This window comes from Allobosea sp. 10L422, from assembly GCF_056395345.1.
Map to the genome: position 1 here is coordinate 20,607 of NZ_JBFTJI010000003.1, position 17,301 is coordinate 37,907.

General features: G+C 64.3%; 20 protein-coding genes and 1 tRNA gene. 6 read left to right on the forward strand and 15 right to left on the reverse strand.

The window, feature by feature from the left end:
• Positions 1-164: 164 nt before the first annotated feature.
• The 6 genes from AC1DEZ_RS08325 to AC1DEZ_RS08350 form a co-directional block, all read right to left on the reverse strand.
• Entirely contained in the window at positions 165-920 is a 756-nt protein-coding gene (locus tag AC1DEZ_RS08325) for an SOS response-associated peptidase (protein WP_476779381.1), read from the reverse strand.
• Positions 921-930: 10 nt separating this feature from the next.
• Entirely contained in the window at positions 931-1,296 is a 366-nt protein-coding gene (locus AC1DEZ_RS08330) for a hypothetical protein (protein ID WP_476779382.1), read from the reverse strand.
• A 316-nt stretch (positions 1,297-1,612) separates the two neighbouring features.
• Entirely contained in the window at positions 1,613-1,840 is a 228-nt protein-coding gene (locus AC1DEZ_RS08335; protein ID WP_476779383.1) for a hypothetical protein, read from the reverse strand.
• A gap of 462 nt (positions 1,841-2,302) precedes the next feature.
• Positions 2,303-2,437, reverse strand: coding sequence for a hypothetical protein (locus AC1DEZ_RS08340; protein ID WP_476779384.1), 135 nt, complete (start codon positions 2,435-2,437; stop codon positions 2,303-2,305).
• 61 nt (positions 2,438-2,498) lie between these two features.
• Positions 2,499-3,539, reverse strand: a complete 1,041-nt coding sequence (gene ligD, locus AC1DEZ_RS08345; protein WP_476779385.1) for a non-homologous end-joining DNA ligase — start codon at positions 3,537-3,539, stop codon at positions 2,499-2,501.
• Between the two features lie 57 nt (positions 3,540-3,596).
• Entirely contained in the window at positions 3,597-3,818 is a 222-nt protein-coding gene (locus AC1DEZ_RS08350) for a hypothetical protein (RefSeq protein ID WP_476779386.1), read from the reverse strand.
• A 145-nt stretch (positions 3,819-3,963) separates the two neighbouring features.
• Between AC1DEZ_RS08350 and AC1DEZ_RS08355 the strand changes: the two genes are divergently transcribed.
• On the forward strand, positions 3,964-4,197 hold the full coding sequence (locus tag AC1DEZ_RS08355) for a hypothetical protein (protein WP_476779387.1): 234 nt from the start codon (positions 3,964-3,966) through the stop codon (positions 4,195-4,197).
• Positions 4,198-4,339: 142 nt separating this feature from the next.
• Here the strand turns inward: AC1DEZ_RS08355 and AC1DEZ_RS08360 are convergent, their stop codons facing one another.
• Together AC1DEZ_RS08360 and AC1DEZ_RS08365 are read right to left on the reverse strand one after the other, a co-directional pair.
• Positions 4,340-4,630: a hypothetical protein gene (locus tag AC1DEZ_RS08360; protein ID WP_476779388.1), complete on the reverse strand. Its 291-nt coding sequence runs from the start codon at positions 4,628-4,630 to the stop codon at positions 4,340-4,342.
• Positions 4,627-8,400 carry a hypothetical protein gene (locus AC1DEZ_RS08365; protein ID WP_476779389.1) on the reverse strand — a complete coding sequence of 1,258 codons (3,774 nt, stop codon included), beginning with the start codon at positions 8,398-8,400 and terminating at the stop codon, positions 4,627-4,629. The genes AC1DEZ_RS08360 and AC1DEZ_RS08365 overlap by 4 nt, the downstream gene beginning before the upstream one ends.
• A 279-nt stretch (positions 8,401-8,679) precedes the next feature.
• Between AC1DEZ_RS08365 and AC1DEZ_RS08370 the strand changes: the two genes are divergently transcribed.
• Entirely contained in the window at positions 8,680-9,366 is a 687-nt protein-coding gene (locus AC1DEZ_RS08370) for a hypothetical protein (RefSeq protein WP_476779390.1), read from the forward strand.
• A 448-nt stretch (positions 9,367-9,814) separates the two neighbouring features.
• The gene (locus tag AC1DEZ_RS08375) at positions 9,815-10,171 is read left to right on the forward strand and encodes a hypothetical protein (RefSeq protein WP_476779391.1); all 357 of its coding nucleotides are present in this window, start codon (positions 9,815-9,817) and stop codon (positions 10,169-10,171) included.
• A 165-nt stretch (positions 10,172-10,336) separates the two neighbouring features.
• On the opposite strand, the gene AC1DEZ_RS08380 is transcribed toward AC1DEZ_RS08375, so the two are convergent.
• The 3 genes from AC1DEZ_RS08380 to AC1DEZ_RS08390 all read right to left on the reverse strand — a co-directional run bounded on the left by AC1DEZ_RS08380 (position 10,337) and on the right by AC1DEZ_RS08390 (position 11,263).
• Positions 10,337-10,413, reverse strand: a tRNA-Arg gene (locus tag AC1DEZ_RS08380).
• 137 nt (positions 10,414-10,550) lie between these two features.
• Positions 10,551-10,925: a phosphoribosyl-ATP diphosphatase gene (gene hisE, locus AC1DEZ_RS08385; RefSeq protein WP_476779392.1), complete on the reverse strand. Its 375-nt coding sequence runs from the start codon at positions 10,923-10,925 to the stop codon at positions 10,551-10,553.
• A gap of 131 nt (positions 10,926-11,056) precedes the next feature.
• Positions 11,057-11,263 (reverse strand): hypothetical protein, encoded by a 207-nt coding sequence (locus AC1DEZ_RS08390; RefSeq protein WP_441511850.1) that lies wholly within the window; start codon positions 11,261-11,263, stop codon positions 11,057-11,059.
• A gap of 305 nt (positions 11,264-11,568) precedes the next feature.
• On the opposite strand from AC1DEZ_RS08390, the gene ykgO reads away from it, so the two are divergent.
• Both ykgO and AC1DEZ_RS08400 read left to right on the forward strand, forming a co-directional pair.
• The gene (gene ykgO, locus AC1DEZ_RS08395) at positions 11,569-11,694 is read left to right on the forward strand and encodes a type B 50S ribosomal protein L36 (RefSeq protein WP_038363015.1); all 126 of its coding nucleotides are present in this window, start codon (positions 11,569-11,571) and stop codon (positions 11,692-11,694) included.
• Between the two features lie 187 nt (positions 11,695-11,881).
• Positions 11,882-12,532: a tetratricopeptide repeat protein gene (locus AC1DEZ_RS08400; protein ID WP_476779393.1), complete on the forward strand. Its 651-nt coding sequence runs from the start codon at positions 11,882-11,884 to the stop codon at positions 12,530-12,532.
• A 32-nt stretch (positions 12,533-12,564) separates the two neighbouring features.
• Here AC1DEZ_RS08400 and pyk read toward each other — a convergent pair whose 3' ends face one another.
• The 3 genes from pyk to AC1DEZ_RS08415 all read right to left on the reverse strand — a co-directional run bounded on the left by pyk (position 12,565) and on the right by AC1DEZ_RS08415 (position 15,879).
• Positions 12,565-14,004: a pyruvate kinase gene (gene pyk, locus AC1DEZ_RS08405; protein WP_441511848.1), complete on the reverse strand. Its 1,440-nt coding sequence runs from the start codon at positions 14,002-14,004 to the stop codon at positions 12,565-12,567.
• Positions 14,005-14,128: 124 nt separating this feature from the next.
• The gene (locus tag AC1DEZ_RS08410; protein WP_476779661.1) at positions 14,129-14,554 is read right to left on the reverse strand and encodes a DUF1036 domain-containing protein; all 426 of its coding nucleotides are present in this window, start codon (positions 14,552-14,554) and stop codon (positions 14,129-14,131) included.
• Between the two features lie 20 nt (positions 14,555-14,574).
• Positions 14,575-15,879: a glycerate kinase type-2 family protein gene (locus AC1DEZ_RS08415; protein WP_476779394.1), complete on the reverse strand. Its 1,305-nt coding sequence runs from the start codon at positions 15,877-15,879 to the stop codon at positions 14,575-14,577.
• Positions 15,880-16,117: 238 nt separating this feature from the next.
• On the opposite strand from AC1DEZ_RS08415, the gene AC1DEZ_RS08420 reads away from it, so the two are divergent.
• Positions 16,118-16,360 carry a DUF2312 domain-containing protein gene (locus AC1DEZ_RS08420; protein WP_038363023.1) on the forward strand — a complete coding sequence of 81 codons (243 nt, stop codon included), beginning with the start codon at positions 16,118-16,120 and terminating at the stop codon, positions 16,358-16,360.
• Positions 16,361-16,394: 34 nt separating this feature from the next.
• On the opposite strand, the gene AC1DEZ_RS08425 is transcribed toward AC1DEZ_RS08420, so the two are convergent.
• On the reverse strand, positions 16,395-17,114 hold the full coding sequence (locus AC1DEZ_RS08425; RefSeq protein WP_476779395.1) for a ribonuclease activity regulator RraA: 720 nt from the start codon (positions 17,112-17,114) through the stop codon (positions 16,395-16,397).
• Positions 17,115-17,301: the final 187 nt, after the last annotated feature.

Consider the following 17,301-nt stretch of genomic DNA (forward strand, 5'->3'; position numbering starts at 1 on the left):
CGCGGGCCACCAGCGTTGAACCCAAGTGAGAAGACCGGCGTTCGCAAATTGGACCGCGCGCGAATGCACCAAGCTTGAACGAAATCCCCGTCCGTGCGATTGAATGGCGTTCGTTGAGGTCTGCGCGCCCGCCAAGAGGCTTTCCTCTTCGCTGGTTCACGCTATCAGATGAGCAGGCCTTGCGCCGGCCGTTCCGCCTCGCCATTTTCGCCGTCCTTCTTTACGCTGCGGGCGACGATGTTGAGCGATCCGTCAGGTAGCGGGCGCTGCAGAACCTTGGCCTGCTCCCAGGGCGCCGTCATCCAGGCCTCGCACTCTTCGGGCGTCGTAAGGATCACCGGCATCGCCTTCGGGTGGATCGCGCCGACCTCGGCATTTGGATCGGTCGTCAGGAAGGCATAAAGGTCGATCGTCTCCTCGCCCGTTTTCACCTTGCGCACTGACGTCCATTGCGGTGCCCAAATGCCCGCGAAGAATGCCGTCGGCCTTTCCTCACCGAACGCGAACCAGATATCGCCGCCGGCGTCCCGGTTGAACTCGCTGAAGCTGTTGAACGGCACCAGGCATCGGCTCTCGACGCCGAGCCACCGCTTCCAGTGCGAGCTCGAGGTGTTGCGGACGTTCGTCGTGCCGCCGTCAGGCTCCATGCGGAGCATCAGATCGAAGTCGACCTCCTTGCCCTTCGCCCGCAGCTTGTCGGCGCGCTTCGTGGCGGCGTCCAGGAGCGCTTTCTTCGACGACGGCATGCCCCATCGCGTCATGGCCAGGCGCGGGCCGCCGGCGTCGGTGCGAACGATCGGCGCGGCATAGTCAGGGAAGATCCCCGGCAGCGGCGGCACGTTCACGCCGGCATCGTCGAAGTTGGCGAACAGCTTCCTGATCGCTTCTACGTTCCGGGTGTGGCTGTAGAGATTGCACATGCCCTGGAGCCTATGCGGGTTCGTCGGGGGCGTACAGCCGGAGCTCTGTCCATTCGCCTTCGAGTTCTGGCCACCGCGCGGCCAATGCCTGGTCGGCGGCGCTGTGTGCCTCTCCCTTGACCATCAGGATGTCGAACCATTCAGTCGGCCCAGGCTCAGGGAACCCGGCGATGTCCCAACCCTCGACCTCCCATTCGGCGGTAGCTACGAGGTTGGGCGTCACGCCAGCCGCGGTGAAAGTTGCGGTCGCAGCCGCAACAGCGACGGCCGCCTGCTCCTCGCTGAGCGGAAAACGCTCCATGGTCCCGCGATCAATCCGAAGAACCGACACGACGACGTCGGGGCTGTCGGCTTGGCTCTGCTGGTAGCTGGTCATCCTTGCCTCCCTCGATCAGGTTAAGCCCGATCATCGACGGCGGCAGATCGGGTGGGTCCGGCCTCCGCAGGTCGGGGCAATAGCCGCCGCATCGCATCCCGTATTTCTGCGGCTTGCGGGCTGGATTCCAGGGGCGCCACTCGCAGCCCTCCATGAAGGCGACGACGATCGACCCGATCGTGATCCGGCTGCCGTGCTTCGCCGCGATGTCGGCAAGCTTGTAATCGCCGCCGCGTCTGCACCATGGACATCGCAGGCGCACGACCACCCACGGATAGTCCCGCACAGGCGTCCCTTCGTCTGGCGGCTTCATGGCTCATTCGGGCTCGCGAATAGGCCGCGCTCCCTCCGAAAACCGACCGCGCAGGTAGCCACGCGAGACAGAGCGATCGGCGTCGGCCAGGAGCACGATAAAGTCGTGCGCTAGCGCCCGCAGCGCCGCGGTTTCCGAGCCGTGTTCCTCCATCACATCGGCGACCAGAGCCGTAACTTCCGCGTCGAGCGTGGTGTCTTCTATGTGCTGATCGGCTGGCTGGGCTGACATGGCTTGCATCCTCGACATGAGAACATTATGAGAACAAACCAGATCAGGGAGTCAAGCCATCTCGATGTCCTGCACGCCACGGCGCGATCCCGGAGGAGTTCGAGGAGCCGACCCGGGGCGCTATGACGATCAACCTCACCCTTCGACGCACCTATAACGACCATCCTCGGCCGGAGGACGACGACAAGTTCTGGTCGATCGAATGCGATGGCTATTGCGTCGGCTCCCTCGTGTTGCATCAGGGGCGCTCGGAGGCCCCCCCCCCCCCCGGACTGGCATTGGAATTTCCACATGCACCCTGGGCGTGCATGGCAATGGATCAAGGCAGGCGACGCCCGATAGCGGCCGCGCCCAGAGCCATGATGCAGCGCTGCCCGATATTCGCCAAGCCATGGAGCGCTATCTCGCGTTCATCGGCCCGGAGGGCTGGGCGACGCATGTCGAGCACATGAGGCGAATTGGCTAGTAGTCCCGAAACGCAAAGCGCGCGAGCTTGAGGCCCCCGAAAACAAGACCAGCTGAAATCAGACCAGTGACGAAGTCGACAGCCAGCCACCCGGCCAGCCCGATGGCGATCGCAAAACCGATATTCAGCATTGCGCCCCGCTGATCTCATCTGCCGCGCGCCGAACATAAGCTCTGAGCTAGAGCGCCACAACTAGCTCTGGATCTCGTAGACGCTCGCCTCGTCGGCATCCTCGCGCAGACCCTTGTAGGACGCGTGCCGGAGCTTCCCGTCGTCGGTCCAACCGCGCAGCGCGATCTCGGCGACGAGATCGGGCTTGATCCAGCGATAGCCCTTCTTGTGCACAGGCATGGGCAGCGCTGGCTTCTCGATGATGAGCTTGTCCATCTGCTTCCCGAGCGCTGTCCCGCTCGCGACGGTGAAGCCGGTCCCGACGCCGCCTACATAGACCATCTGATTTCCCTTGCGCGCCGCCAGCAGGAGCCGGCCGATGCCACCCAGCGCGATCGCGGACGGCTCATAGCCGATTATGGCGAAGCTCTCCGACTGGATGCACTTGATCTTCAGCCAGTCGCCGCCCCGGCCCGATCGGTAGGGGGCTGAGCGTCGCTTCGCGATGATACCCTCGAGGCCCATCTCGCAGGCGAGCTTCAGAAAGGGCGCACCGTCAGCGTTGATCTCTTCGCTCAATTCGATGGAGCCGTGCCGCTGCTCCGCGAGGACGTCAGCCAGCATCTCCCGGCGTTCGCTCAGAGGCTGTTCACGCAGGTCATGGCCGTTGAGGTAGAGCAGATCGAAGGCGTAGAGCCTGGCCTCTGAAGCGAAACGCTTGCCGCCTCGGCCACCCAAGGCTTTTTGCAGCGCGCCGAAATCCGAGGCGCCGCGCTCGCCGAGCACCACGGCCTCGCCATCGAGGATCGCACTGTCGACGTCGAGCTCGATCGCGTCATGTGCGATCGTCGGAAAGCGCGAGGTCCAGTCATGGCCGCCGCGGGTGATGATCCGGACACGCTTGCCGGCGATGTGGATCGCCAACCGATATCCGTCCCATTTGACTTCGAAGGCCCAGTCGTCGCCGGACGGCGGTTTGCCCTGCAGCTTCGCCAGGCAGGGCTCAACGCGATCCGGCATCGGATCGGCGAAGAGATCGCGCTCGGCCTTGCGCCGGCGCGCCACCGGGCCCTTGACGACCTCCGCCGCAGGCCCGGCTCTGAGAACCCGACGCGCACACATCGACGCAACTCCACGACGCAACGAGTCGCGAACGGGCGGCGCAACGAATCGTTCCGATCAGGCTGCGACGTCGCGGTCTAGGTGAAACAGGACATTCTTCGTCAGGTCTTCTTCATCGAGCGCCAGGGGTGCGAACCCAGCCACCATATAGGCAATACGCTCGCGCTCTTTGTCTCGGTCATGCTCTGGCACCGAGTCTTTGATCTCGTTCCATACTGCTTCCAACGCGGCATAGGCCCGAGCGAGATCTGCTGGGTCATTCAAGGACGAAAATGGCATTGCTCCTTCCTCCAAAGCCGTTTCGCGCAGGATGATTTAGGAGCAACCTTTCAAGCTTCAAGAGGAGAAATCTGTTGCGAAAGCCCGGGAACGTCATGGCCCGCCGGAGGTTGAATCGTCATCAATCTGATGAGTGAGGGGCGCCATGGTTGCGTTGCAGGGTCCCACCGATCGCCAACCGCCGCGCAATCGCCGCGAGCTCTACCGCGAGCAGTGCCAGGACGAGGACGGCAATCGCTTCACCGTCATTGTCTGGCAGAACAAACCCGGCCTCTCGACTGTCTCCTATTCGTTCGAAGACGGCACGCCGTTGCACTACGAGGACGAGTGCTATTTCGCGACGCCGTCGGGGAAGATGCTAACGCGTTGCGAGGACTAAGCCCGAAACGAAAAGGCCCCGCCAGCCGGAGCTGACGGGGCCGAGTAGAATTCCGAGGTGTCTCGTCGAAGGAACGCGGGGTTGCCCGCGTTAGTTCCGCCTTAACAAAACGGGACGCGTTGATAGGTCTGTCCCCCCATCTTCAAGCCAGCATGAATGCAGATCCAGCCGGCTTGTCCGCGAAACCCATAAGCTCCGACGTGAGGGCCGCAATCTCCTCGATCTGCGTCGCCACTAGATCGAACGGCGGCGGCTCGCCACGAAGCTCGAACTCGGACTGTACATCGTCGACTGAATCATCGCGGCGCGGGAATGTCGACACCCACGCGCTGTAGCCGACGACGAAGAGCAGGGACAGGGCTTCCGCTGACTTCGATTTGAAGCGCCTACCGCGAGCGACATATGCCCGCTGGCGATCGTTGGCTGCGGTCATGGTCTGTCCTCAGCTTCGTTGGTCTGGCGAGCCGCCTCTTCCCAGTTCAGGATCTTGCGCATCTTGGAAGCCCACAGTGCCGGGTTTTCGGGGAGCTCCTTCGAGAGCAGGTGACGCGCGACCGCCGGATCGACCTGGCTGCGTGCCACCAGGTTGATGACCTCGTTGTCGCGGCCCTGCAGGAGCGTGCCGAGCCCAACCTTGATGTTTCGGGCGGTATTGCCGCCGCGGAAGCCGCCCTGGACGGTGCGCAAGCCGAGTTCGAGCACGCGCATCGCGGCCGCCATGTTGCTGGCCGTCGGCGAGCCGGACGTGCCTTGCACGGTGGCGAGAAACTCCCGCGGCTCGAGCACGCGACGAGCGCGCTGCAGCGCCTGCATGGCCGACGGGTCGTCCTTCCACGCCGCGGCGATGACGCGGTCGAGGTCGGGATCCTTCTCGAGCCCGACGAGCTTGGCGTACGAAGGCGGAAGACCGCCATCGCTCGTTGCCTGTCGGTTCGTATTGGTGACGCGATCGGCCAGATAATCAGCCAGCGCGCGACGCAGGCTGTCGGTGCCGCCAGGCACCTTCTCGATGCGCTTGGCGAGGTCTGCCATCTGTGCCGGCGGGTTCCGGCTCCCGATGATGGCCTGCACACCTTTGCGGCCGCTGGTGCCCATGACTGTCGCCAGCGCGCTGTCGGCGATCTCGGCGTCGGTCAGCTTGAGCCGTCCCTTCACGGCCTCGACCGCCTGCGTGAAGCCGTCTTCCAGCCCTTTGCCCGCGCGGGCGTTGGCGATCATGTGGTCGAACTGCACCCTGCTCTCGGGAGCGGCGGCCAGAACGGGGCCGTACTCGTCGATGAACTTGCCGAGCCGCTTCGGGCTGACCTTGCCGTTCTCGACTATCTTCTGTGCGGCGAGCCCGACCAGGAAATCCCGACGCGCCTGCACGATCGTCATCGGATCGGTGGAGGTCTCCATTACGCGATTGAGCGACTGCATGCCCTGGATGCCGCCCTGCGCCGGCGGCTTGATGAAGCGGCTCGCGGTCTGTTCGGGCGGTGTCAACGTGCGGCCGGTCAGGTCGCCGCGCTCCTTGCGCATGTCGCGATAGAGCTCGACGACCGGATCGCCAGGGCCAGGGGTGCGATATCGCGCATTGAACTCGTCGCCGAGCTCGAGGCCCTTGGCCAGGCGCTCGGCTTGTGGAGTTCCGCCGGCCTCGGCATAGCCGCGAAGACCACTGTTGAGAGCGGCGCGCAGGCCATCCACGGCCTCCTTCTGAGGGATCGCGGCCGAGTTGCCGTTGCCGATCGCCTTCGCATAGGTCTCCGACAACTGCGACAGTACGGGTCGCAAATCGTTGATCTCGGCGAGGCTCATATCCGCGATGCCGCGCGTCTCCGTGCGGGTGATCGGTGCGCCAGTGGCGTCGAGGATGGGGCTTTCCACGGTGACATCATGCGGCCGCCGGCCTGCGAGGTCTGACGCGCCGGGAACACGCTTGCGGAAGGCGTCAGGCAAATTCACGCCGGCTGCCAGAGCTCGATCCGCAGCATCATAAATGGGCGTGGCGTCGAGCCGGACGTCGTTGGTGGGGTCGATGGTCGAGCTGCGAAGCGCATCAGCGCGCTCGGCGCGCAGGTTCCGCATATCACCGGTGATGGCGGCGTCGAGCGACTGGCTGGCCATCGTCTGACGGGTCGCGGCGCCATCGGCCAGGGCTGTGCCCTCGGCGATCCGCTGAGAGCTGACGGAGTCACGTGAAGCCTCCGCCCTTGCGAGATCGGCTTCGACGGGACGGCGCATCTCGGACGCAACTTCGCCAGCCGCCTTCGGAAACTGGTTCGGATCGGCGCCTTCCGGCCCCATGCCGCGAATATTCTGGCCAGCATATGTGTTGATCGCGCGATCACGCTCGAAGATCGGCGTCGCGGCGGGAGTGGACGTATTCCGAACCCCGCGCTCGACGCGCGCCAGCCCGGCATTCTCCGAAATCTGGCCAGTCGTCGGAACGGGTGCCCCGATCGCGGCGAACTCGTCGGCGTTCCGGCCGATTGTGTCGGCTGCCTCGCGAGCAGCGACAGGACCTCCCGCCTCCGCCTGCAGGAACTTCGCCGCATCGCGCGACGTGGCCTTGCTGACATAGGAGCCGTCGGCGTTGAAGGGGATACGGCTATCCGGACGCGCCGAGGTGGCCCAGGCATAGGTCGCCTTCGGGCCGACCGTGAGCGCATCGCTCAGCGTGGCGCCTCCAACGCCACCGGCAAGCCCCGCGAGCAGCGACGTGATGGGGCCGCGGGAATCCTCCGGCAGCATGGTGTCCGCGGCAGCGAGCCCGGTCCCTGTGCCGACGCCCGCGGCTGTGTCGCGAAGGATGGCCCTGCCGGCGTTCTTGCCTTCATACGCTTCTAGCAGCGCATCGGCGATGCGGGGCTTGTCAGATGGCACACGCGCCGCCGCAACACTGCGAAGGCCGAGGCCCTGCAGCAGGCCTGCGAGTCCGAAGCGCGTGGACTGATAGGCTGTCTTGGCGCGGGCATCCATCTTGTCGTAGTCGAGCGGCTCGGCGCCAACCGCCGAGGCGACTTCGGATGCTCGGTTGGCAATCCAGTCGCCTCCGCCCATCGGCTCGGTGATCGATGGCAATGCGCTCTTGTCGGGTTTGCCAGTGACGGCACCCTTGATGAAGCCGGGGATGTTCAGTGTTGCCCGAGCTGCGTTGTTGAGGGCCGTCGCCAAGTCTACGGGCAAACCGGCGATGTCCGCCGCCGCGCGAGCTGCACCCTGGATCGTGGCTTCCAGGGGCGCATAGCCGCGCTGATCGAGCGGGACGCTGGACTGCCCACGCGGGCCGTGGCCGAGCGCTTCGTACTTGGCGTCTTGCTCACGGGCTTCCGCTGCGCGCCGGGTGGAGTTCTGCCAGAACGGATCGGTGGCGCGCTGCTGTGGCGTCGGCGGCGGAGCGAAGTTCGGCAGCTGAAATGCGGCGAGGGGCGCCGAAGGGCGCGCAGGGGATACGGGCGCTCCCGGCTTGGGCGCAGCCCGCAGCGCTTCCGCAGTCGTTCCTTCTTCGGCGATGTACCGGTCCATCTCCTGTTCGGAGGCGCCCTGATCCATCATCCGCTGGATGTTGCGCTTGATCTTGGCGAAGTCGGGCGCGGGGGACGGGCCGCCATACTCGCGGCGCATCGCGGCAGCCATGGCATCATCAGTCATGCCCGCGGGGAATTCGACCATGTCGCCGTTGGGCGCCTGGATGCGCTGGACGCCGGTGCTCGGAGAACTGGCCGGCGCGGACAGGATCGCTGTGATCTCCTCGTCGGTAGCGTCGGCAGGAACCTGGATGCGTCGACCCTCGAATTCGATGAGGCGCTCGGGCTTCGCTGCCGCATTGGGCGCAAAGGGATCGTGGTCGACGGGAGTATATGTTGGGCCGTTCGCTGGAGCAGCGATGCCTCGCCGCTTATCGTAGAATTTCTGGACGCCGTGAATCAGCGCTTCTTCGTCCGGTGCCACGAAGATGGTCTTCGCGCCATCGGGACCAGTGACTTGGTACTTGCCGAGGCGGGATTTCGAGGGAACGCCGCCCTGAGTGGCCACTGGCGCGCCGCCAAAGAGCAACTCGCCGGCCTCCAGGACGGCGGCGTCGTCCCCGTCATCGGCGCTGACGTAGTGGCGAGCGCCGTCCGGTCCTGTCAGCTCGTAGAGACCAAACTTCCGTGGCGGCTGGCCGGCGGGCGGAAAGGCTTGCGACTGCGGAGGATTTGATAGGGGCTGCGTCATCGATCTCGCCTGCACAATCAGGTCTGGCGCGGCGAGACCAGTCAGGGAACGCCCACTGGTTATAGGATAACATTTCTAGAAAACGGATCAATATCCTATCGGGCGCCGTTTGGGGAAAGGAGAGGCGGCAGACAAAATGCTGCGCCTTGTCGCCTTCAACCAAGCTAGTATTGCAGTATAAATCTACAAAGGAGACAATACTTTCCTGGAACGCCGTATTGACTCAGAAAATTGCCGGTGGGATTTGAAAGGCAGCCGCTACCGATTTAGGGCTTCGCCATGAATCCAGAAAAAGCCAAAAAGATTTCAACACTAACAACCAACGGCAGAAGGTGGTGGATCATACGATTTTATGACAAAAGGGTTTTGCAATTCGTATTTATAGATCTGAAAACTAGGGATTATGCCGTCGCGCAGCATCTTTATAAGTGGTGGCTCTTTGAGAAATTGGAGGGCGCAACCATCTCTGCGCCGAGGCCTGTTATGGGTATGTCGGTACACAGAGCCATTTTCGACTTCATATTTGCTCCAGATATCACAGATAATAAAAATCTGGAAGATGTGTCGGTGATACATAAGCAGCTTGTTAGAGGCTTCGGCCACAAGTCAATTCAGCAAATAAACGAGGAAGACTGCCGTATATATGCTGAACTTCGTCGATCAGAGCTAATATGCCATGACATCAAAGAAATTGCTCTTCGAGAAATTCATAGAAGGATAAGAAGGGAGCTCAAACAGCTTCGCAGCATTGCCCGATACGCGAGACGGTGGCAGCGGATCACCGCGAACGATATGCCGGATATCCAACTGAACCGCATTCCCACCCATATGAATTACCGCGAGATGATGGGGCCGATCCGAACAACGGGAAGAAACAGGGCCAATAGGCTTGGAGCGTGGGCGTCCGTCCAGGAGATGATGTTTCGCTATCGGGTCCAGCATTACAAAGCGCCAAAAGGGAGCTAGCCACGCACCGGGTTTTCAGAAATCCAAAAATTTGCCGAGCGGCCTTCGGGCGTCGCGGAGAATATGGGCCGCCCCCTCCCCAGGGGGTGGCTTCGCATTTACGAGGCGGCGGGTTGAGCGGGATCGCCAGGCAGCTTGTAGCGCACGCCTGCGCCTCCTCCATTCTCAGGGATGAATTCTAGACCGGCCGCCTCAAGCGCCTGGCCTAGCCGCTCCCACGTGTCCGGATAACCTTTCGAGTGGCCATTCTCGAAACGGGTGATGGTCATAGCCGACAAGCCTGACATTTCCGCGAGATCGCGAACGCCAATTTGTAGGGCGGCGCGGGCCATGCGGCATTGGGCTGGAGAGATTTTCATTCTTACCTGTTGACAGGGTAAACATGTTGAAGCATGTTTACAGGGTAATCAGGTTGTCTGATTATCGCAACCCCTAGGGACATCCAGTCATGACCGCTCAGCTCGCCATCGCTACCTTCGCTCCCGTCGCCAACATGACCGCTTCGGTGCTCTCCCTGGCCGAAAACCAGCTTCTCGAGCTTGATTACGCGCTTGATGAGGCGACCAGCGAGGAAACGGACGCGATTCTCGATGAGCATTCGGCGCTGGTGGAAAAGGCTCTGGCGATGCCGGCAGAATCCGCGGACGATCGCGCAAAGCAGGTCCGCATGCTCCTGAACCACGTCATGCCGGCGAAGTGGCTCGGCGCTGATGAGGATCTGGATTGGGATATTGCGATGGCCCGGCGCCTGCTCCTCAAGTTCGCCGGCCTTGATCCGATGATCGATCCGACCTCAGGCGAGTGAAGATCGCAAAGTAGCTGAAAAGGGCCGGTCCTTCTGGGCCGGCCTTGTTCGTTCCGAGAGAGGTCATTTCTAGCGCGGTGGCGACCCGGTGGCGACCTGGCAGCAGGCATGCAAAAGGCCGCTTTCGCGGCCTCAGAGAATACAGCGTATTCTCAAGCAGTTAGATGGCGCGCCCGAAAGGATTCGAACCTCTGACCCTCAGATTCGTAGTCTGATGCTCTATCCAGCTGAGCTACGGGCGCGTCTCAGAGCGTCAAGACGCTAGTGCGTCTGGCCTGATGAAGGCGGAGATAAAGGCTTCGTTTCGTCTTGGCAACCCTCAAAATAACCGGAGGCCCGAAATCGTCGCTGGCTGTGGATAGTCGGCGATTCCGCATCATCAGGGCAGCGGTGCAATCGCGGTGGAACGCTGTCGCGGTGCCTTCCTGCGCTGCCCGTCGCCGCGCTTGGGCAGCTTCTCGGCCATGCCGTACAAGCGCTCCCGGCGATCCAGCTCTTCCCATATATCAGCCGGCTCTATGCCGAGGGCGGTCCAGAGCACCGTCAGATTGTAGATCAGGTCGGCGCTCTCGAGGATGGCGGCCGGGCGGTTGCCCTGCAGCGCCTCCAGGCTCAGCTCGACGGCCTCTTCCGCAACCTTCTTGGCCATCTTGGGCAGGCCGTCGGCAAAAAGCTTCGCCGTGCGCGAGGTTGCAGGATCGCGAAGGCGAGAATCCAGGACGGCGGCATGGAGGCGGCGCAGCGAATCGGACATCCACGCAGCATTCGGCTGCCAGATGAGAGTTTGATGACAGTCAGCCGGGCGCTCCAAAGCCCGGCGAAGCGGCATGCTGCCCTGCACCCCAACAGGCACAGGACAGGATGCCACGGGACGCCGCTGTGCCGTCAATAAGAGGCGCGGCGAACCGCACGCGAGACGGACGGACCGGTGACCGCGCCGGCCGCACCGCCCACCACAGCTCCGACCGGACCGGCAACGATCGCTCCGGTGCCGGCACCGACGGCCGCGCCGCCGATACGCTGCTCGACGGTGTTGCCGCAGGCGCCGAGCGTCAGAGCGGCCGCGAAGAGAGTGAGGATCGATAGGCGCATGTTCAGGTCCTTGGATCGGGCGGCCGGGTGATTCCCGGCCTAACTGCCGTCAAGGCAGACACAGTCGGGCTTTTGCATGGCCAAGCGCTTCCGGGACCGTGTTCGCACTTGCGGTCCGCCGAAAAATCCGTATACAGCCGGCATCGCATCAGTCGCACCATTGCCATGGGCGGCGAGGGCTCCCATGCATCGGCCCGAAAACTGGAACCCGGTTTTCGGGATAGCCGATGCTGACAGAACCCGCGTCGCAGGCTGAAGGTTTTTGACCGGCGCGTCCGCGAGGACGGGTCGATGGAGTTGAGACAATGAAGATTCGCAATTCGCTGAAGTCGCTTCGCGCGCGTCATCGCGACAACCAGCTGGTTCGCCGCAAGGGCCGCGTCTACATCATCAACAAGGTCCAGAAGCGCTTCAAGGCGCGCCAGGGCTGAGCGTCTGCGCGACCTAGATCGCCGCGCGTCCTATTGGACGCGATAACGGCGATCTACCCTTTTGTTATCGCGCAGAACCTGACCGGACCTTGCAAAGCGGGGCGCCAGCCGGCGCACCCGCTTTTTGCGTTGCGTGCTCGCCTCCGCGTGATTTGACCTGCGGTGCCCGGCGGCTACACTCCCCGGCATGAAGCGCTTTCCCTCGCCTTCCGTCCTTGCTCTGGGGCTGGCCTTGACGGGTGCCCTCGGCGCAAACGCAGTCGTTGCTCAAACGGCCGGATCGCCGCGGCCGGGCGCAGTCGCGCCGTCCGATAAGGCCGAAAACCCCGTCACGCCTCCCATCCCGCAACGCAGTCCGGCTGCGACGCTCGATCGGCTGTTCGAACGGCTTCACGACGCTTCGACACAGGAAGAGGCCGAGGGCGTCGCCCGGCTGATCCAGCGCCGCTGGGCCCGGTCCGGCTCCGATACGGCCGATCTCCTGATGAGTCGCGCGCAGCAGGCCCTGCAGGACAAGCAGACGGAACTCGCGATCGAACTGCTCGACCGCGTCATCGCTCTGCAGCCCAACTGGGCCGAGGCCTGGAACCAGCGCGCCAACGCGCTCTATCTCGCCGGCGATTCGATCCGCTCGATGATCGATATCGGCGAGACGCTGAAGCGCGAGCCGCGCCACTACGGCGCAATGATGGGGCTGGGGATGATCCTTCGCCAGCAGGGAGACGACAAGGGCGCCATGATCGCCTTCCGCAAGGCGCTGGCGCTCTATCCGCAGTTCGATGCCGTGAAGAAGGCGGTGGACTCGCTGAAGAGCGAGGTCGACGGGCGCGACGCCTGACGCTTGGCGTGGCCGCCCTCTCCCCGCCCGGCTCAAGCCTTGGCAACGTGCTCCTGCGCGATGAAGGCGATGCGGACCATATTGGTCGCGCCCGGCGTGCCGAAGGGGACGCCGGCGACGACGATGATCCGATCGCCCAGCTTGGCATAGTGCTCGCGCACCGCGAATTTGCAGGCGCGGAAGGCCATATCGTCGGCGTCGCTGGCATCCTTCGTGACGATGGCGTGCACGCCCCAGACCAGAGTCAGGCGGCGCGCCGTGGCGCGGTTCGGCGTCAGTGCAATCACGGTTGAATTCGGGCGCTCCCGGGCGATGCGGAAGGCGGTGGAGCCGGATGAGGTCCAGGCGCAGACCGCCTTGAGATGCAGCGTCTCCGCGATCTCGTGGGCGGCCTTGGCGATGGCATCCGCGCCGGTGGCCTCGGGCTCGGTGCGCTGCGCCTCCAGGATCGAGCGGTAGACAGTCTCGCCTTCGACCTCTTCGGCGATGCGGTTCATCATCGTCACGGCCTCGACCGGATATTGGCCGGCGGCGCTCTCGGCCGAGAGCATTACGGCGTCGGCGCCCTCAAAGACCGCGGTCGCGACGTCCGAGACCTCGGCGCGGGTCGGCACCGGGCTGGTGATCATGCTCTCCAGCATCTGCGTCGCGACGACCACAGGCTTGCCCTTGCGCCGCGCCATGCGGATCATGCGCTTCTGCGTGCCCGGCACCTTCTCCAGCGGCATCTCGACGCCGAGATCGCCGCGCGCCACCATGATCGCGTCGGAGGCATCGATGATCTCCTCCAGCCGCAGCACGGCCTGAGGTTTTTCGATCTTGGCCAGCGCGAGCGCCCGGCCACGCACGATCTTGCGCAGTTCCGCCATGTCTTCGGGACGCTGCACGAAGGAAAGCGCGATCCAGTCGACGCCGACCTCGGCCGCGACCTCGGCATCGGCGCGGTCCTTCTCGGTCATAGCCGATACGGCAATGGTGGTATCGGGCAGGCTGACGCCCTTGCGCGATGACAGGCGCCCGCCGACCGTGACGCGCGTGACCGCCTCCTTTTCCGAGGCACTCTCCACGACGAGCCGCAGCTTGCCGTCATCGAGGATGAGGTTATGGCCGGGCTCCAGCGCGCTCAGGATCTCGGGATGGGGCAGGTGGACGCGCTTGGCATCACCGGGCGCAGCGTCTGAGTCGAGAGTGAAGATCGCCCCTTTTTCCAGCATCGCGCCGCCATCGCCGCCGAACTGACCGACGCGCAGCTTTGGACCCTGGAGATCGGCAAGGATGCCGACCGGGCGCCGGAACTTGGTTTCCAGTCCGCGCAGCATCGCAATCTTCTCGGCCAGCGTCTCGCGCTGGGTGTGGCTCATATTGATGCGGAAGACGTCGACGCCGGCCTCGAACAGYTTGGCGCACATCTCCTCGGTCGACGATGCCGGCCCCAGGGTGGCGATGATCTTGATCCGGCGTTCACGCTTCATTGTCAGTCCCCATGAAGCCGGCCCGCTTTCGGTTCCGGCCTGTCAGCACCTTCGTTCCGCCCAGCGGCCGGTAAGCACCCGCCCCGATCGTTGCCGTCGCGACGGCCCTGTTCCGGTATTCCGGTCAGGGCCGCGGCGGCGCAGCCCCGCCGGTATCGGTGAGCTGGATGGTCCAGCTCTTCTGCTCGCCGGTATCGACCTCGAAGAAGCCGGCGCGATCATAGCCGCGCGCCAGGCAGTCCTCGATGCCACGAATCGTGAATTCCTTATTGCGGACGCACATGACCGATTTTCCGGTCCATTCCCCGCCCTTATCGTAATCCACCGCGTGGACGTAATAGAAGCGCGCCGCAAGCGTGCCGCGCAACAGGGTCTCGCAGCCGCGCGGGCTGATGTTCCACCAGCCCTCGGTGGTCCAGCCCTGCGCGTCGCGGTAGCCGATGGCGACGCCGATCCGGCTCGACGTGGTGTTGCACATGCGCAGATCCGCCTTCGCCGGCAGGGCGCCCGCGATGGAGGCCGCAACGCAGCAGGCGGCCAGAAGGCCCAGTCGCTGAGGTCCAGGAAATCTCACGGCTCGATCAGGATCACGCGGCAGTCGTTGACATTGGTCAGGGTCGGCCCCGGCTGCAGCAAATCGCCCAGCGCTTCGAAGAAGCCGGTCGAATCGTTTTCCGCGAGGGATCGGGCGGGATCAAGGCCGATCTCGGCGGCGCGGGCCAAAGTTTGGGGATCGATCAGCGCACCCGCCGGGTCTGTCGGCTCGCCGCCGCCACCATCGGTGCCGTCGGTGTCGCCGGCCAGCGCGACGATGCCGGGCTCGCCCATCAGCGCGATCGCCAGCGCCAGCGCATATTCCTGGCTCGGGCCACCCCGGCCGGAGCCGCGCAGCGTCACAGTGAGCTCGCCGCCGGAGAGGATCGCAGCCCGCCTGCCCTCGCGCTTCAGGCGGCGTGCAAGTGCGGCATGATCCGCCGCGACCTCGCGCGCCTCGCCTTCCAGATCGGGGCCGAGATCGTGCACCTCATAGCCTGCGGCTTCGGCGGCGGCGCGGGCGGCGGCCAGCGCATCGGCCGGGCGAGCAATGATGCGAAATTCGCTGTTGGCGAAGGCCGGGTGACCAGGCTTCGGTGTCTCGTTTGCGGGGTCGTCGAGCAGGGCGCGCGCTGCCGGCGGCAGATCGAGCCCGTAGCGCGCGATGATGGCGCGGGCCTCGGCCGTGGTCGAAGGATCGGCGACGGTCGGGCCCGACGCGATAGCCGTCGGCTCGTCGCCCGGTACATCTGAGATCGCGAGCGTCAGCAGCTTCGCCGGAGCGGCTGCCAGCGCGAGCCGGCCGCCCTTGATGCGAGACAGGCGCTTGCGAACGATGTTCATCTCGCCGATCGGCGCACCAGAACGCAGCAGGGCCTTGTTGACCGCCTGCTTCTCCGCCAGTGCCAGCGAACCCGCCGGTGCGACCCAATTGGCAGAGCCGCCGCCCGAAAGCAGGACGAGGACGAGATCGTCAGCGGTCGCGGAAGCAGCCAATGCCAGCGCGCACTCGGCGGCGTCGATGCTGCCCTGGTCCGGCACGGGGTGGCCGGCGGCGACCATCGGAATCTGTCGGGTCGAAGCGGTGTAGCCGTGTCGGGCGACGGCATGGCCGAGCAACCGTTCGGGCGGAAAGCCGCCATCGAGATAGTGCGCCTCCGCAAGCGCGGTCATGCTGCCCGCGGCCTTCCCAGCGGCGAGGAGGATCAGGCGGCCGGTCGCCGGGGCGGTTGGGAGATGCTGCGGCAGGCATCCGGACGGGTGAGCCCGCGATACCGCGGCGTCGTAGATCTTCCGCGCCGTCTCGCGCAGCTTCGCTGTCTCGGTTGCAGGACTGTGCACGTTGCCCATTTCCACCCGGCGCGGCCGTTGATCGCGGCAGTTCTCTCGATCCTTCTTAGGTCGCGCGAAGGTCGGCGTCATCTGCCTTATGGCGATTAAGTCATACTTTTCTCGGGTGCTTCGCCTGATGGAATTGCGGCATCACAGCTGTTGAGGGCCGGGCGTTTGCGGCTTGACGCCCTGCCCCAATCCGGGCGAACGCTGCCCGCCGAATTTTCATACCCCGGAAGGATATCAGATGGACGATCCGGTTCAGGGCGATCAGCTCAAGAGCATCGTCGAGCGCATCGAGCGGCTCGAGGAAGAGAAGAAGACGATCGCCGACGACATCAAGGAGGTCTATGCCGAAGCCAAGGGCAACGGCTACGACGTCAAGGTGCTCCGCAAGGTCGTGGCTCTGCGCAAGCGCGACCTCGAGGAGCGCAAGGAGGAAGAGGCGATCCTCGACCTCTATCTGCAGGCGGTCGGCGAGACGGTCTGAGCCGGGTTACGCTTCGGGCTGCAGCGGGAGACCTTCATCGGCTCCTGGCCTTGCGCCACGTGGCGAAGTCGATCCTGGTCTGCTCCTCGGTCGCGGGGTAGAGGCCGAGGATCGAGCGGCCCTTCATCACCTCTTCAGTGACGAAGTCCTCGAAGGCGGTCATCTCGACCGCCTCTTCCGCCACCTCATCGGCGAGATCGGCGGGGATGACCACGACGCCCTCGCCATCGCCGAGGACGACGTCGCCCGGCCAGACGGCGACATCGCCACAGCCGATCGGCACGTTGATATCGACAGCCTGGTGCAGCGTCAGGTTGGTCGGCGCCGCAGGCCGGTTGTGATACGCCGGGAAGGGCAACTGCGCGATCTCCGGGGAATCGCGGAAACCGCCATCGGTGACGACACCGGCAACCCCCCGCTTCATCAGCCGCGAGACGAGGATGCCGCCCGCGGAAGCCGCGCGCGGATCCTTGCGGCTGTCGATCACCATTACCGCATCGGGCGGACAGTCCTCGACCGCCTTGCGCTGCGGATGCGCCCGGTCCTGGAACACCGAGAGCGGGTTCAGATCCTCGCGCGCCGGGATATAGCGCAGCGTGAAGGCCTCGCCGACCATCGTACCCGTATCCTGGCTCAACGGCCGGACATCCTGAATGAACTGGTTGCGGAAGCCGCGCTTGAAGAGCGCCGTGCAGACCGTGGCGACGGAGACGGTGCGGAGCTTCTCGCGCGTTTCCGGCTTGAGCTTGGGCATCGGTTCATTCCCGAAGAGATGCGCCGCCCACTCGCAGCATCGACCTGCGAGTCCAAAGCGGTACGGCGCCGGTTGCAGCACACTTCAATGAAACGCCTATAATTTGTAAAATAAGTTGTAAAGTAGCATTCTCGGAATGCAAGCCGACTCTTGCGCGGCGACATGCGCTTGACGCGATCAGGACTAA